At 58.3% G+C, this 14268-nt stretch carries 13 protein-coding genes; 2 read left to right on the top strand and 11 right to left on the bottom strand.

The window, feature by feature from the left end; genetic code table 11:
- Positions 1-52: 52 nt before the first annotated feature.
- Positions 53-838 carry a post-transcriptional regulator gene (locus tag F591_RS33370; protein ID WP_019533522.1) on the bottom strand — a complete coding sequence of 262 codons (786 nt, stop codon included), beginning with the start codon at positions 836-838 and terminating at the stop codon, positions 53-55.
- A gap of 175 nt (positions 839-1013) precedes the next feature.
- Between F591_RS33370 and spoVB the strand changes: the two genes are divergently transcribed.
- Positions 1014-2573: a stage V sporulation protein B gene (gene spoVB, locus F591_RS0105150; protein ID WP_019533521.1), complete on the top strand. Its 1560-nt coding sequence runs from the start codon at positions 1014-1016 to the stop codon at positions 2571-2573.
- A 95-nt stretch (positions 2574-2668) separates the two neighbouring features.
- Here spoVB and F591_RS0105145 read toward each other — a convergent pair whose 3' ends face one another.
- Positions 2669-3394 (bottom strand): YetF domain-containing protein, encoded by a 726-nt coding sequence (locus F591_RS0105145; RefSeq protein WP_019533520.1) that lies wholly within the window; start codon positions 3392-3394, stop codon positions 2669-2671.
- A 210-nt stretch (positions 3395-3604) separates the two neighbouring features.
- Between F591_RS0105145 and F591_RS0105140 the strand changes: the two genes are divergently transcribed.
- On the top strand, positions 3605-3964 hold the full coding sequence (locus F591_RS0105140) for a TIGR04086 family membrane protein (protein WP_019533519.1): 360 nt from the start codon (positions 3605-3607) through the stop codon (positions 3962-3964).
- A gap of 330 nt (positions 3965-4294) precedes the next feature.
- Here F591_RS0105140 and yajC read toward each other — a convergent pair whose 3' ends face one another.
- From yajC to F591_RS0105095, 9 genes are all read right to left on the bottom strand, one after another.
- On the bottom strand, positions 4295-4615 hold the full coding sequence (yajC, locus tag F591_RS0105135) for a preprotein translocase subunit YajC (RefSeq protein WP_019533518.1): 321 nt from the start codon (positions 4613-4615) through the stop codon (positions 4295-4297).
- Positions 4616-4657: 42 nt separating this feature from the next.
- Positions 4658-5797 (bottom strand): tRNA guanosine(34) transglycosylase Tgt, encoded by a 1140-nt coding sequence (gene tgt / locus F591_RS0105130; RefSeq protein WP_019533517.1) that lies wholly within the window; start codon positions 5795-5797, stop codon positions 4658-4660.
- Positions 5798-5921: 124 nt separating this feature from the next.
- The gene (queA, locus tag F591_RS0105125; protein ID WP_019533516.1) at positions 5922-6983 is read right to left on the bottom strand and encodes a tRNA preQ1(34) S-adenosylmethionine ribosyltransferase-isomerase QueA; all 1062 of its coding nucleotides are present in this window, start codon (positions 6981-6983) and stop codon (positions 5922-5924) included.
- 9 nt (positions 6984-6992) lie between these two features.
- Positions 6993-9179, bottom strand: coding sequence for a SpoIID/LytB domain-containing protein (locus F591_RS0105120; RefSeq protein WP_019533515.1), 2187 nt, complete (start codon positions 9177-9179; stop codon positions 6993-6995).
- 113 nt (positions 9180-9292) lie between these two features.
- Complete coding sequence (gene ruvB, locus F591_RS0105115; protein ID WP_019533514.1) at positions 9293-10297, bottom strand: Holliday junction branch migration DNA helicase RuvB; 1005 nt, start codon at positions 10295-10297, stop codon at positions 9293-9295.
- 15 nt (positions 10298-10312) lie between these two features.
- Positions 10313-10954 (bottom strand): Holliday junction branch migration protein RuvA, encoded by a 642-nt coding sequence (gene ruvA, locus F591_RS0105110; protein ID WP_019533513.1) that lies wholly within the window; start codon positions 10952-10954, stop codon positions 10313-10315.
- Positions 10951-11454: a crossover junction endodeoxyribonuclease RuvC gene (ruvC, locus tag F591_RS0105105; RefSeq protein WP_019533512.1), complete on the bottom strand. Its 504-nt coding sequence runs from the start codon at positions 11452-11454 to the stop codon at positions 10951-10953. The genes ruvA and ruvC overlap by 4 nt, the downstream gene beginning before the upstream one ends.
- A 1308-nt stretch (positions 11455-12762) precedes the next feature.
- Entirely contained in the window at positions 12763-13461 is a 699-nt protein-coding gene (locus F591_RS0105100; RefSeq protein ID WP_019533511.1) for a BofC C-terminal domain-containing protein, read from the bottom strand.
- Positions 13462-13576: 115 nt separating this feature from the next.
- Positions 13577-14268 (bottom strand): hypothetical protein (locus F591_RS0105095; protein ID WP_040741125.1); only part of this gene is annotated, 692 nt, incomplete at its 5' end.

Below are 14268 nucleotides of genomic sequence, written 5' to 3'. Positions count from 1 at the left end.
ATCGGGCTTTATGCAGCTATAGGCCGAAAGCGGCAGACACGGCAGCGCCCCTTCAAAAACGGCCCTCCTTATAAATGCTCATCGTCACCCAGTTCATAAACTGGGTCACCTTCAGCGACAATATATCGTTGACGATCCGGTGCAGGGGAGGCGTCCCTGTCTTGCGGTATTTGTCGCTGACGCATTCCCAGATCTCTTCGCCGGTGACGTGCTCATAACCGAGCATGCGAAATTCCTGCGCCTTGCTGCGGCAAAGATCGGCGATGCCCCAATTCAAATCGTCTTCGTCCAGCGCCGCCTCCGTTTCCCCGGCGCCCTCGCCGCCGGGTGGCTCCGCCAAAGCTCCGGCCATCTCCGCCTCATGCGTCGCATGCTCCGAAACGCCGAAGCTCCCGGCCTCGGCTGGATTGCGCCTTCTTCCGCCCATGGCGTCCGGCTCATCTGCAGCGCGCAACGCATCGGCCGCGCCTCCCGCCTCTTCTATAGCGCGCACCAGCTCGCATATGACATCCGCCTCATCTGCAGTGCGCAACGTATCGACCGCGGCGTTCGGCTCTCCTGCAACGCGCATCATATCGCTCGTAGCGTCCGGCTCATCCGTAGCGCGCTCCGTATCGCTCGTGGCGGCCGCCTCATCCGCAGTGCGCGCCGTATCGCTCGTGGCGGCCGCCTCATCCGTAGCGCGCGCCGTATCGACCGCGGCGCCCGTCTCTTCTATAGCGCGCACCAGCTCGCATATGGCGTCCGCCTCATCCACGGCATGCTCCCGTTTGCGGGTGGCCGCGTTATCCGTGACCCGCTCCGCTTGCGGCTCGATCTTCCGGCCTTCATCGCTCATCGTTCCATCCCTCCCGGGCTATTAAGCGTCAATCCCTAATCATTCGCCGTTCGGTCCCCGCATTCCTTCTTCGGCAACCGGAAATCGCCTGCCAAAAAATGTTGCATGCCGCGGGACAGGCTGCATATCCATGTAATGATCGGACAAAACCCGGAAGGAGAAAGAAGGACGACAAGTGAGCAAACAATCGTTTATTCAAGGAACGCTGATTCTCCTTGCCGCCGGTATCGTCAACCGCATCCTTGGCTTTATCCCGAGAATTACGCTTCCGCGGGTCATCGGAGCCGAAGGCATCGGCCTGTACCAGATGGGCTGGCCTTTGCTCAGCGTCATTTTGACGCTCGTGACGGGAGGCATTCCCATCGCCGTCGCCAAGCTGGTCGCCGAAGCCGAGGCGGAAGGAAACGAAGCGAGAGTCAGAACGATCTTTTGCACAGCGATGGCCATTTCGGGAGTCATCAGCATCTTCTTCTCTGGCCTCAGCCTGCTTGCCGCACCCTGGATCTCGACATTCGTACTCACGGACGCCCGGGTATACTACACGTTTCTGTGCATGACTCCCATCATCCTCATCGTAGGCATCTCCTCCGTTTTCCGCGGTTACTTTCAGGGAAGGCACAACATGATACCGACTGCGGTTTCGCAGATCGCGGAAACGCTGGTTCGCATCGTAGCCGTGCTCGTGTTTGCCTGGTGGATGCTGCCGCGCGGCGTCGAGTATGCCGCTGCCGGAGCGATGACGGGGGTGCTCGCCGGCGAAATTTGCGCGCTGACCGTGCTCGCTCTGCAGTATGTGCAGAACCGTCAGCCGCTGGAGCGCGTTCATGGCCGTATCGGTTCGGGAAGCACCGTCCGGCGCAGTCAGCTGGCGCGGATCGTCAAGCTCGCTCTGCCGGTTACGGGCAGCCGCCTGGTCGGGTCGTTCTCTTATTTCATAGAATCGATCATCATTATCCGGAGCCTGGCCGTTGCCGGCATTGCGGCAGGCGTGGCGACAGCGCAGTACGGCGCGCTGCAGGGCATGATTTTCCCGCTTCTGCTATTGCCCGGCGCGCTGACAACCTCGCTGTCGGTCGCGCTTGTGCCGAACTTGTCGGAGGCGGCGGCCCGCAACGATATGAAGACGATTCATATGAGGCTGTCGCAGGCGCTCAAGCTTGCCCTGACTGCAGGCGCGCCGTTCGCCATGATCATGTTCGTATTGGCGGAGCCGCTCTGCCTGTACTTGTACAATCAGCCGGAAGTCGGGACGATGCTGAGGATGATGGCGCCGGTGGCGCTGTTCATTTATTTTCAGGGGCCGCTGCAGGCGGCACTGCAGGCATTGGAAAGACCGGGAAGCGCCTTGATGAATACGGTCGCCGGCTCGCTGGTCAAGCTGCCGCTCATCTACCTGCTTGCCAGCCGGCCCGAATTCGGCATCCTTGGCGCCGTTCTCGCCATCAATATCAACATAGTGCTTGTCACGATGCTGCATTGGGGAACCTTGTCGAGACTGCTTCAGTTTCGCATGCCGGCCGCCGACTTTCTGAAAGCCGCCGCGGCCGTCGGCTGCGCCGCACCGATCTGTTACGCCGTTATGCACACGCCATGGACAGACATCGGCTTGATTCGTTTCGCCATGGCCTCCGCATCGGGTTTTGCGGCTTATCTCATCGTATGCCTGCTGCTGCGTCTGATCGACCGGCATGACGTCGCGCGCCTCATTGTACTCGTGAAACGTTTTGCCAAATAATCTGAACGACCCTGAAGGTTCAACAAAGCCCGTCCGGCGAAAAGGTGACGGCTGATGGCATAAAAACTCGCTTGTCACCGGCGGTCCAATTCGGTCTATTTTTTGCGGTCGATAAACCAACGGCCGCGATGATCGTACGTGCACAGAAACACGTCCTTGAAATCGTGGATGCCTTTTTCCCGAAGCTGCGATTTTAACCAAAATCTCGTTTTGCCCAGCTTCTCCAGATTGATGTCCTGAACTTTTCCGTCCATAATCAGGGGCAGCGGAAGCCCTTCGTAACGGACCAAAGCCTGTCCCTCGACGTGGCCGGATTCTTTCGATTCCTTAGACTCCTTAGATTCCTTAGATTCTTTAGGTTCCTTAGGTTCCTTCGGCTTCTCGACCACAGTCAATTTGCCGGACGTCTCAAGAATCGCGAACTCCACGTCTCCCACATTCACGATTTTGTTTTCCCTAAGCTGGAGCAGCAGGTCGTCCAAATTGTAGCGCTGCTTTCTCATCTTCTCGCGGTCGATTTTCCCGTTGTTGATGAGCAGCGAAGGGCTGCCGTCAAACCAGCGGCGAATCCACTGGCTTTTGAGCGAAAGCCAGGCGATCAGCAGTTGGACGACAACGAGCGTAGCCATGGGAAGAAAGCCTTCCAGCAGCGACTTGTTCAAATCTTCCAGCACAAATACAGCTATCTCGGCGATCATAATGGAGATGACAAGATCGAAGACGGACAGCTTGCCAATCTCCCGTTTTCCCATGATCCGCATGGTCACAAAAACTAAAAAATAGACCAGCAGCGTTCGAAATACAAGAGTCATCCATTCCATAACCATCTCTCCCCCGCAAGCTGTAAAGCTATTGTGGCCCCCGCTCCGCCGAGTTATGATACGGGTTTCGTGCCAAATTGTTGGAAGGGCTGGAGGAATCCGAAAGCATTTGGAGCGCTCCTGTTTCTACTACAACCTGTACTAAAATGCGCTGCGAGCCCATACAATGGGGATAAAAGACGAGCTGCAGAAAAGGAGGTGGAACGCGCGATGAACGCTTCCCCGCTTTTATCCGGACTGATGTATTCCATTCTCTACATGCTGATCGGCACGCTGCTGGCCTCGCTGCTATTGCTCGGCACGAGCATTCCCGAAAGCTCCTGGATGACGCTGACGTTCTGCATTCACGGCATGGCCATGCTGGCAGGCGGATTCATTTCCGGCAAACGCAGCGGGCAAAAGGGCTGGTATTACGGCGGAACGCTCGGATTGCTGTACAGCGTAACGGTATGGATTGTCGGTTTTCTTGCCTACGACGCCGGATTTTCCGTGCAAACGTTGTATTTGCTTCTGCTGGCGCTCGGTCTCGGCGCGATCGGCGGTATCGTTGGAGTCAATATGAAAAAATAAAGAGGTGTATCGACGTCCAACATTTTCCGGGCATCCGAAAATCCGTCTCGTACCCGCAGGATGCTTTGGGCACCTCTTTCGATCGACCCGCTGGGAGCCCCGTCGAACGGGAGCCTGTGGGGGCGTTAAACGAAAAAAGAACGTTCTCCCTCATACACAAGGAGCCCGTTCTTGTTGCGCATTCGGCCGCATGCTGACGCGGCTTTTTTTAACGTTACGGAAAGTTTAACTTTGCTGAAGCGATCAAGCGAAGCGCGCTTTCTGTGCCAAGAAAAACGACCGCAAAACCGCGGTCGCTCATCCTTGAATGGACATCGATAGACGTTTTTCTTATTTGCTTCCGGCTTGCGAAGAAGAGCTGATGGAGTTGATCGCCGACCGCTCAAAGGTCAGCTTCGTCACATCGTTGACGCGAAGCACGACGGTATCGTCGGTCAATTCCACGATCGTGCCGTGCAGCCCGCCGATGGTCACAACTTTATCCCCCTTTTGCAATGCGTTAAGCATCTGGTTGCGCTCCTTCTGGCGCTTTTGTTGGGGGCGAATCAGCAGGAAATAGAGCACGACGAACATCAAGACGAGCGGTCCGTAGGTAAACATTAAGCCCTGCAGCCCATCTACCGGCTGATTGCTTGCCGCCGCTAACAACATTGTGATTCCTCCTTCGACGCGTGGTTATATGTATAACTAAGGCTAAAACCCCTTGCTGTTCTCATCGATGCCGTATTTCTCGAAAAATTCGTCGCGGAAGTCCAGCAGCCGGTCTTCCCGAATCGCCTGGCGAACTTGTCTCATCAGCTCCAGCAAAAAATGCAGGTTATGATATGTCGTCAGACGAATGCCGAACGTCTCGTCCGCTTTGATCAGATGCCGGATATAGGCCCGGCTGTAGTTCTTGCACGTATAACAGGAGCATTCCGGATCGAGCGGCCCGAAATCGTCCTGGAACTTGGCATTGCGCACGACAAGCCGCCCCGAGCTGGTCATGACCGTTCCGTTGCGGGCAATGCGCGTCGGCAGCACGCAGTCGAACATATCGATACCGCGAATGGAGCCTTCGACAAGCGCATCGGGCGACCCGACGCCCATCAAATACCGCGGCTTGTTATGCGGCAGCAGCGGGGTAGTTACTTCCAGCATTTCGTACATCAAATGCTTCGGTTCCCCGACGCTCAAGCCTCCTATAGCATACCCCGGGAAATCCATGGAAGTCAACTCGGCCACGCTCTGTTTGCGCAAGTCCGCGTACATTCCTCCCTGAACGATCGCGAACAGCGCCTGCTCGCCAGGCCGGGCATGCGCCTTGAGGCACCGCTCTGCCCAACGGGTGGTGCGTTCCAGCGACTGCTTGGCGTAGCTGTGCTCCGCCGGATAAGGCGGGCATTCGTCGAACGCCATCATAATGTCCGAGCCGAGCGCGTTCTGAATTTCGATCGATTTTTCCGGCGAGATGAACAGCCTGTCGCCATTCAGATGCGAACGAAATTCGACTCCTTCCTCGCTGATTTTGCGCATCTCGCTCAGGGAGAACACCTGGAAGCCGCCGCTGTCGGTCAATATCGGGCGATCCCAGTTCATGAATCCGTGCAGCCCGCCCGCGCGGCTGACGATCTCATGTCCCGGCCGCAGAAACAGATGGTACGTGTTGCTCAGAATGATCTGGGCATCCATCTGTTTCAGCTCTTCCGGGCTCATCGTCTTCACGGTCGCCTGCGTGCCGACCGGCATGAACGCCGGCGTCTCGATCGTCCCGTGCGGCGTATGCACGCGCCCGAGACGGGCGCCGGATTGCTTGCACGTTTTGATATGTTCATAAGTTACAACTGCCAACATCGCTCACTTCTTTCGTCAATAACTTGCCGCCGCTTGCGCCTGCGCCTTGAACCCGCCGGGCTCCGGCCTTAGCGGACGCCCCTGTCCGGGGAGCAGGGGGAGCTGACCCGCACGGAAATAACCGCTAATAAATGAACATGGCATCCCCGAAGCTGAAAAACCGGTACTCCCGGCGAACAGCCTCTTCATAAGCGGCGAGAATATGCTCCCTGCCTGCCAATGCGCTGACGAGCATGAGCAGGGTGGATTTGGGCAAATGAAAATTGGTCAGCAGCGCATCGACGACCTTGAAACGGTAGCCGGGGTAGATGAAAATGCCGGTCCAGCCGCTCCCGGCCGCCAGCGTGCCGTCTTCGGCAGCCGCCGATTCGAGCGTGCGCGCGGATGTCGTGCCGACTGCAACGATGCTCGCGCCCCGCTGCCGCGCTTCGTTGATCCGCCGCGCGGTTGCTTCCGGGACGACATAGTATTCCTCGTGCATCTCATGCTGCTCGACCGTCTCTGCAGACACCGGCCGAAACGTGCCCAGGCCGACGTGCAAAGTGACATAGGCTAATTGTACGCCTTTTTGTTCCAGCCTATGCAGAAACTCCCTGGTGAAATGCAGGCCGGCCGTCGGCGCCGCCGCGGACCCTTCATGCCGGGCGTAGACGGTCTGGTAACGCTCCTTCTCCTGCAGCTGTTCCTTGATATATGGCGGCAGCGGCATCGTGCCAAGCCTGTCCAATATTTCATGGAAAACGCCCTCGTACTCGAAACGAAGCGTCCGGCTTCCCATTCCCCCGTCCTCTTCCACAACGGCCTTCAGCAGCGGTTTCCCCGCATCCGCTTCTTGTCCGGCGCCGGAGGCCGAGCCGAAGTGAATCGTCGCGCCCGGCTTCAGCCGCTTGCCGGGGCGCACCAGCGCTTCCCAGCGATCGCCGTCCAGCTGTTTGAGCAGCAAAATTTCCGCTTTTGCCCCGGTGTCCGCTTTCACGCCAAAAAGCCGGGCTGGAATGACCCGCGTATCGTTCAACACGAGCACATCCCCGGCTTTCAAGTACTGCTCCAATTGTTCGAACCGTTGATGGCCGATCTCGCCCGTCCGCTTGTCCAGCGTCAGCAGCCGCGAAGCCGTTCGTTCGGCTAGAGGCGACTGGGCGATCAGCCTTTCCGGCAAATGAAAATCAAAAGCGTCGACCCGCATCGTTTCTTATCATCCTTTGAGGATTGAGACTCCAGTGTAATAGGTCTGCAATATTTTTTTGTAGTCATAGCCCTGTTCCGCAAGGCCTCTTGCCCCCCATTGGGACATGCCCAGTCCGTGGCCGAAGCCGGTTCCGCGAAACACATACTGCGGCTCCGCTGTCACCGCCCTCACCTTCCCGTCGCCGCTAAGCACATAGGAGGTTCCGCTTTGCGCCGAAGGGCGGTCGGCATTGGCAGATAACACATAAGGACTTGACATCGACGGCGACTGGTTCCTTACGGAATCGTTTGCACCTAATATAGTATACCGTCCCGTTTCTTCAATTTCAAACAAAGTGCTCGGCAGGCCGTTCAGCAGCGACCGATAGGCGTCGGGATATTTGGGCTTCAGCGCCTGGCCGTTGGCGGACACCTCGATTGCCCGGCCGGACGGGCCGCGCTTCGTCACCTCCAGCCGCTCCAGCGGGCCGTTCACTTTGACCTCCGAGCCTGCGTTGATGGTTTCCTTGAGCTGCGCGGCGGTGAACGGTCCGCGAATCCATTCGTAAGGGTTCGATTCGGTCACCTTGTCGATCACGACGAACCGGTCGGTCAGGCCGAGCTGGAATACCGACGCATTCCCCTGATTATCGACGTACGGTGCGGGGCGCACATTGAGCGCCGGCTCTGTCGATTCGTAGTAAGGCAGCCCGGCCGGGTTCGTTGCCCCGGTATCTCTCGCGTAGTCGGAATGGACGTATCCCGACTTGCCGTTCGGCAGCACGATGCGGTACCAAGGCTTCTTCGACGCTGCGGCCACTTCGTCCGGCGATTCGATGCTCTTGAAATAGGACACCGGATTGCCCCATACCTCCGTCGACTCCGCCGTCCGCCCGCCTGCACTGGAGGAGAACAGCGGCTCGATCAGCCCGCCGCCGTGAACAAGCACCTCGCCGGCCGTTTCCTGAACCGCTGTGACGATATCCGGAGCTTCCGCTTCCACGCCCTTATATACCTGATCCATCGTCGTGTCGGATACATGCGCGATCTGATATTTCGTTCCCTGCCTCAGCGCGAAGGTGCGGGCGGCGACGGCCTGCGCCTTGAGCGCTTCCTCGGGCCAGCCTGTCATCAGCTCGGAGCCGACGACCGAGGCGACGTACTGCTCGAGCGGCAGCTCGTTCACGACGGCCAACTTCCCGTTCAGCTTTGTCAGCTCGATGCCGCCGCGGTACGAACGGCCGAAGCGCTCCTTCACCTGGATCGCGCCGTCCTTCCCGTTCGGCTCCGCCCACAGCTTGGGCTCCGTGCCGCCGATGGCAAGTCCTGCGCCGGCGGTCGTTCCGTCCGCGGTCACCGCATGCTCGGTCCGCTTCAGGACGTATGCCTCAGACGGGTCGTGCGCCGTCAGCGCAAGGCCCGGCACCGCCGCCGCCAGCCGGCTGCGCAGCGCCTGCAGGGCGCTCTCGTCGGCCTCGCCGCCGACGAGCACGGCGTAAGCCGGCTGCGCCGCCGGGCCGGCGACGACGGCTACGTCCGCGTCGAAGCCGGCTTGCGCGATGGCCGCCGCCTGCTTGGCCGCGTCGGCCGCCGCGGCGAACGTGCCGGCGGCCAGCCGCAGCGGGCCGGCAATGACCGGCGGCCAGCCGCCGGTCATTGCCGCCGCCTTCTGGGCCGCCGCGGCGGCCGCTTCCTTCGTCGGATAAGGACCGACGAACACTTGCCAGGCCGTCTGCCGGCTCTTCTCGCGCTCGATCAGCTGGGCGGCGTTCCCGCCGGCGGCCAGCTTCTGCGCGAGCGACCGCGCCTGCGCGGCGTCGCCCGTCTCCAATAGCAGCGCCGAATAGCCGTTCGCGTCATAGATGCGGACAGGCTCCTTCGGCGCTGCCTGATAGACAGGCGGCCCGCCCGCAGCTGACCGCAAGCGGAGCGTCATGCCGCTCTCGGACGATAAGGTAGCCGCCTGGGTGACGGCGCTGTACTTGCCCGATTCGATAAACAGGGCGACGCGGATCGCCTCCACATGCGGCACGGAGACCACTTCTGCCCGCGCCGTGCCGATGCCGCCGCCTGCACTGCTCCCCGGCCATACGCCGGCCGCCCCAAGCAGCAGTCCGGCCAGCAAAAGAACGGCGGTTCTGCGCAGTCTGCGGGCCGGGGAATTCCCCGCTTTCCTCCCGCTGCCGTTGTCGCCGTTCCGCTCTTCCCAATGCATAGCTGTTGCTCCTCTCGCAATATATCCTGATCATTAGGCGGTGACCTTCAGCAATGTGTCAGCGCCGAAAAAAAGGTGACGACCGATGACGAAACGTCATTGGTCATCGGCGTCTAATTCTTGGAAGGCATCGGAATGCCTAAATGACGATAAGCGGATTCGGTAGCCATTCGGCCGCGCGGCGTCCGCTGCAAAAAGCCGATCTGCAGCAAATACGGTTCATACACATCCTCAATCGTCTGGCTCTCTTCCCCGATGGAAGCGGCGATCGTGTCCAATCCGACCGGCCCGCCCTGAAAATGGTGGATAATGGCGCGCAGCATTTTATGATCGATCTCGTCCAGCCCGAGCGGATCGACCTGAATGCTCGACAAGGCGGTTCGGGCAATCTCTTCCGTAATGATGCCGTCCCCCTTCACCTGGGCGAAATCGCGCACCCGCTTCAGCAGCCGGTTGGCGATCCGCGGCGTTCCCCGCGAACGCATGCCGATCTCGCGCGACGCTTCCCCGACGATCTGCACCTGCAAAATTTCCGCTGCCCGGCTGACAATGTAGGCCAGTTCGTCCACGGTATAATATTCGAGCCGGCTGACGACTCCGAAGCGGTCGCGCAGCGGCGCCGACAGCAGCCCGACGCGCGTCGTCGCGCCGATCAGCGTGAAGGGCGGCAGATCGAGGCGGACGGAGCGGGCGCTGGGCCCCTTACCGATAATGATATCGAGGGCAAAGTCCTCCATCGCCGGGTACAGCACCTCTTCCACCGTCCGGTGCAGCCGGTGGATTTCGTCGATGAACAGGACATCGCCTTCCTGCAAATTCGTCAAAATCGCCGCCAAATCGCCCGGCCGTTCGATCGCCGGTCCCGACGTCGTCCGCACGCCTACGCCCAGCTCATTGGCGATAATGTTCGAAAGCGTCGTTTTGCCGAGCCCGGGGGGGCCGTACAGCAGCACATGATCGAGCGCCTCCCGGCGCATTTTTGCCGCTTCAATATATATTTTGAGATTTTCCTTCGCCGTCGACTGGCCGATATATTCGGCCAAATATCTCGGTCTCAGGCTTAATTCCATCGCCTGCTCTTCCATCATGAGATGGGCCGATATAATGCGGTCTTCCATGATGCTCTACTCCTCTCACTTCACCAGCGACTGCTGGTACAGCGCCTGCAGCGCCAGCTTGGTCACCGCGTCGGCCGACTCGCCGCCCTTCAGCTTCGGTCTCACCGTCTCTCCCGCCCGGTCCGCTTCCGCTTCCGTATAGCCCAAGGCCATCAGGGCCGCTTTCGCCTCGCCCCAAGCTCCCGCTTCCGGCTCCGGCGTCTCGAGGCCGGCAGGCCCCCAGCCGCCATCGTCCGTCACCCCTGCCGCAGACGACCAGGCGCCGAGCTTGTCTTTCAGATCGAGCACGATGCGCTGCGCCGTCTTTTTGCCGATCCCCGGCAGCTTGGTCAAAAATCCGAGATTCTCCTGGCGAATGGCGCCGATGATCACTTCAGGCCGGCCGCCTGCCAGAATGCCCAGCGCTACCTTAGGCCCGATGCCTGTCACGTCCAGCAGCAGCCGAAACAGCGACTGCTCCTCGCGGGTGGGGAACCCGAACAGCATATGGGCGTCCTCGCGCACATGATAATGAATGTACATCGTCACTTCCTCCGAATCCTTCGGCTGCACCGCAAAAGGATTGGAGCAAAACACGCGGTATCCGACCCCGTGAACGTCCAAGACGATGTAGTCGGTTTCCCGATGAGCCAGCTGTCCTCGCAAAAAGTCGATCATCGCTTCAATACCTCGTTCAATTTTTGTTGAAAACCGGAAGAATGCGCATGGCAAACAGCGATAGCCAGGGCGTCGGCGACATCGTCCGGCTTCGGCACAGCCTGCAGCCTGAGCACCATTCTGACCATTTCCTGCACCTGTTTCTTCTCCGCCTTGCCGTACCCGACGATCGCCTGCTTCACCTGCATCGGCGTATACTCCGAGACGGTCAGCCCTTTCTGCACCGCAGCCAGCACCAGCACGCCTCTGGCCTGGCCGACCGTCATCGCCGTCGTCACGTTCCGGTTGAAAAACAGCTTCTCAATCGCCAGCGCTTCCGGCTTGTATGTATCAATGAGCTGCCCGGCGGCCTCGTATATTTGCTTCAGCCGCAGCCCTTCCTCCGTATGAGCCTCCGTCTGAATCGAGCCGTATTGCACCGGCACAATCTTGCTTCCCTGCTTGTCGACCAATCCGAAACCGACAATGGCGATCCCGGGGTCGATCCCCAAAATTCTCAAATACCCGCACTCCCGTCATATCCCGCCGCCGCTCTTCCCTTACAGAGCCGCTGTCGTTCTTCCTCGCAATATAGCGAACATATGTATTTACCTGACATTATATCAAAATATGAAGGCATTGAACATCAATGATAGATTCCGAGCGTAAAAATCCCGCGCCCAGGTGCGCTCGGGCGAAGTTTTCGACGGGGATACCCGGCCGCAGGCCTGGTCAATTCCGCGATATCGGTCGAGCTCTATGTTAGCGCGCGAGATCTACGCTAGTGATCGGACTCTATGTTAGCGCGCGTACTCTACGTTAGCGATCGAACTCTACGTTAGCGTGCGAGCTCTACTTATCGTGCAAGCTCTACGTTAGCGGTGGAACTCTATGTTAGCGTGCGAGCTCTACGTTAGCGTGTAAGATCTGCGTTAGCGTGTAAGATCTGCGTTAGCGTGTAAACTCCGCCTTATCGTTCGAACTTCGCGTTAGCGCGGCCCCTACCCGGGCACACTCGGGCACATGAGACGACGAATCCTGCAAAAAATACAACATTTTCCGTATCCTTCGCCCTATAGAAAGGGTAATGTTGTATTTCGTACAACAATTTGGGCGCAATTAGCTTCAAACCCGGGAGCATCGCCTGAAATGTTGCACATTCTACAATATTAAGTCGTAGATAGGGGGTATCCTACCGTTTTTGTTGTACAAAATGCAACATTTGCCGACTCTCTTGAAAATAGCCCACAGTCCGCAGCCCATTCTCATCTTCTGATAGTTCAGCGCAAGCGGCATAGGCCGCAGGTGACGACCGATGACGAAAGAAGCGATCGTCATAGGCGTCAATCTTGAAAATTCAGCGGTGAACCCACACGTTGCATTTTCAACACCGCAGGTGACGACCGATGACGAAGGAAGCGATCGTCATAGGCGTCAATCATGTAAACAGCACCGGGGTTGCGGCCCCTTCCAGAGCTGTCCCTTCCCGCGCTTCTGCCGAAGCTTCCGAATTGCTAACGCTAGTGACAAACGCTATTTTGCTGAATCGAGCCCTTTTTTAAAATGCAACGCAGGCTGGGTAGCGCTATTTTGTCCAAAACACCCATTCTTGTCGCCCAAAATGCCGAATAAGGCCGCTCACTTGCGTTACAATTTCAAATCGAGCGTTTCGAGTAAAATAAGCTCTGTGGCTTGCGTTAGCTTAAGGTCTGCCCGGCAAAAAGTGAGCCCACGGCCAGCGGAACGCCAATCATTACCGAGCCCAAAAATGACAAAAAATCCAGACGCATAAAGAACGCATCTGGATTTCGCTTCGTCCGTATGGAAGGTCAGCGGCCGGGAGAGGCCTTCATCACTTTCTCCGTCTCTTCGATGGCAAAATCGCTGAAAGTGGACAGAACGCTGTTATATTCGGCCAGATCGGTGATGCGGATCCCCCTGTAGAGCTGCTGGACGGTATCTCTGGGCAACGAGCTTTCCAAATACTCGATATTGAGCTGGAAAAACGTCCGGATGACGTTGCCCTCTGTTCCCGGCACGCCTTCAAAAAGAGACAGATTCCCCTGATCGTCGAGTCCGAAATAAGCATTTTCCTTGCATTGGGGCGAGAGATCTTCCACGTGCTCGGTAAAATAAATTTTCTCTTCATTCCCCAGGCTTACGGTCGATTCCGGATGCTCTCTGTAATAAGTGAGCACGTCCGCGGCGCTCATGGGGCCGAGATGCTGGATCTCCTCGCCGCAGACGTAAATTTTCCGGGCAAAAGCTTCCCTTTGTCCTTCCATTCGGTCAATCATCTGCAATACTTCTTCCTCCGGTTGGGTCCGTTCCGATACTTGCCGGCTTAACACCATGCGCTCCGCCGGCTCACTTTCGTTTTCGGCGCCGATTCGGGCATACCATGCGTATCCTCCCGAAGCGATGCCGACCGCAAGCATCACAAGAGCCAAATTCAGCCAACGCCGTCGCCAGCGCAGCTTTTTTTTCAATTGCTTTTTCAACTGGTTCCAGAAGCTGAGCATGCTCATAGCGATCCCCTCTAGTTTTTATCTCTATTTTTCCCACGCTCCTGAAGGAATATACAGCAATAACCAAGGACCGGGGATAGACCTCCGGTCCTTGCTTACGGTTCGCTCTCGCTATTTAACCGTTAATCCACGGGTAGCTTGTTTTGGGGTAGCTGTAGCTGCGGCGGCTTGCTTTGCGCTCAAGCAAACGGTTGATCGCCGCTTTCGCCGCGTCTCGCTGCCTCTGTTTCTTGCTGCGCTTGGCCGGCGTTTTGCGCTTGGCCGCGGAACTTGCCGACGGTTGGCCGGAAACGGATATTTTGGCGATATCCGGGTTTTCTTCATCGCCCCGGCTATTGTTGTCCCCATCCCAGGAATTATGATCCCATCCGTTATCCCACGGATAGCCCGCCATGCCGGGCGCATGCATAAAGTGGCTGTAGTAAGGGCCGCTCATCATCGGGTAGCCGCCCATGGGATAATAAGGCGCTCCGAACCCATACGGTTGATACGCCCCGGTTACCGGGTGATTGCTCTGCGCGGCCATCACGTTCGGGTCATATGCTCCTCCGACCGGATAGTTGCTTTGCGCGGCCATCACGTTCGGGTCATATGCTCCTCCGACCGGATAGTTGCTTTGCGCGGCCATTACGTTCGGGTCGTATGCCCCCGCGACCGGGTAGTTGCTCTGCGCGGCCATCACGTTCGGGTCGTATGCCCCCGCGACCGGATGGTTGCTCTGCGCCGCCATCACGTTCGGGTCGTATGCCCCCGCGACCGGATGGTTGCTCTGCGCGGCCATCACGTTCGGGTCGTATGCCCCCGCGA

The organism is Paenibacillus ginsengihumi DSM 21568 (genome assembly GCF_000380965.1).
Taxonomy (GTDB): Bacteria; Bacillota; Bacilli; order Paenibacillales; family NBRC-103111; genus Paenibacillus_G; species Paenibacillus_G ginsengihumi.
Note: the sequence above shows the minus strand (reverse complement) of the source record. Positions and strands in the feature narration are given on the sequence as shown.

Bases quoted from the DNA above. Each gene is read 5' to 3' on its own strand.
- F591_RS33370 (WP_019533522.1), bottom strand. From the start codon at position 838: ATGAGCGATGAAGGCCGGAAGATCGAGCCGCAAGCGGAGCGGGTCACG.
- F591_RS0105145 (WP_019533520.1), bottom strand. From the start codon at position 3,394: ATGGAATGGATGACTCTTGTATTTCGAACGCTGCTGGTCTATTTTTTA.
- F591_RS0105140 (WP_019533519.1), top strand. From the start codon at position 3,605: ATGAACGCTTCCCCGCTTTTATCCGGACTGATGTATTCCATTCTCTAC.
- yajC (WP_019533518.1), bottom strand. From the start codon at position 4,615: ATGTTGTTAGCGGCGGCAAGCAATCAGCCGGTAGATGGGCTGCAGGGC.
- tgt (WP_019533517.1), bottom strand. From the start codon at position 5,797: ATGTTGGCAGTTGTAACTTATGAACATATCAAAACGTGCAAGCAATCC.
- queA (WP_019533516.1), bottom strand. From the start codon at position 6,983: ATGCGGGTCGACGCTTTTGATTTTCATTTGCCGGAAAGGCTGATCGCC.
- F591_RS0105120 (WP_019533515.1), bottom strand. From the start codon at position 9,179: ATGCATTGGGAAGAGCGGAACGGCGACAACGGCAGCGGGAGGAAAGCG.
- ruvB (WP_019533514.1), bottom strand. From the start codon at position 10,297: ATGGAAGACCGCATTATATCGGCCCATCTCATGATGGAAGAGCAGGCG.
- ruvA (WP_019533513.1), bottom strand. From the start codon at position 10,954: ATGATCGACTTTTTGCGAGGACAGCTGGCTCATCGGGAAACCGACTAC.
- F591_RS0105100 (WP_019533511.1), bottom strand. From the start codon at position 13,461: ATGAGCATGCTCAGCTTCTGGAACCAGTTGAAAAAGCAATTGAAAAAA.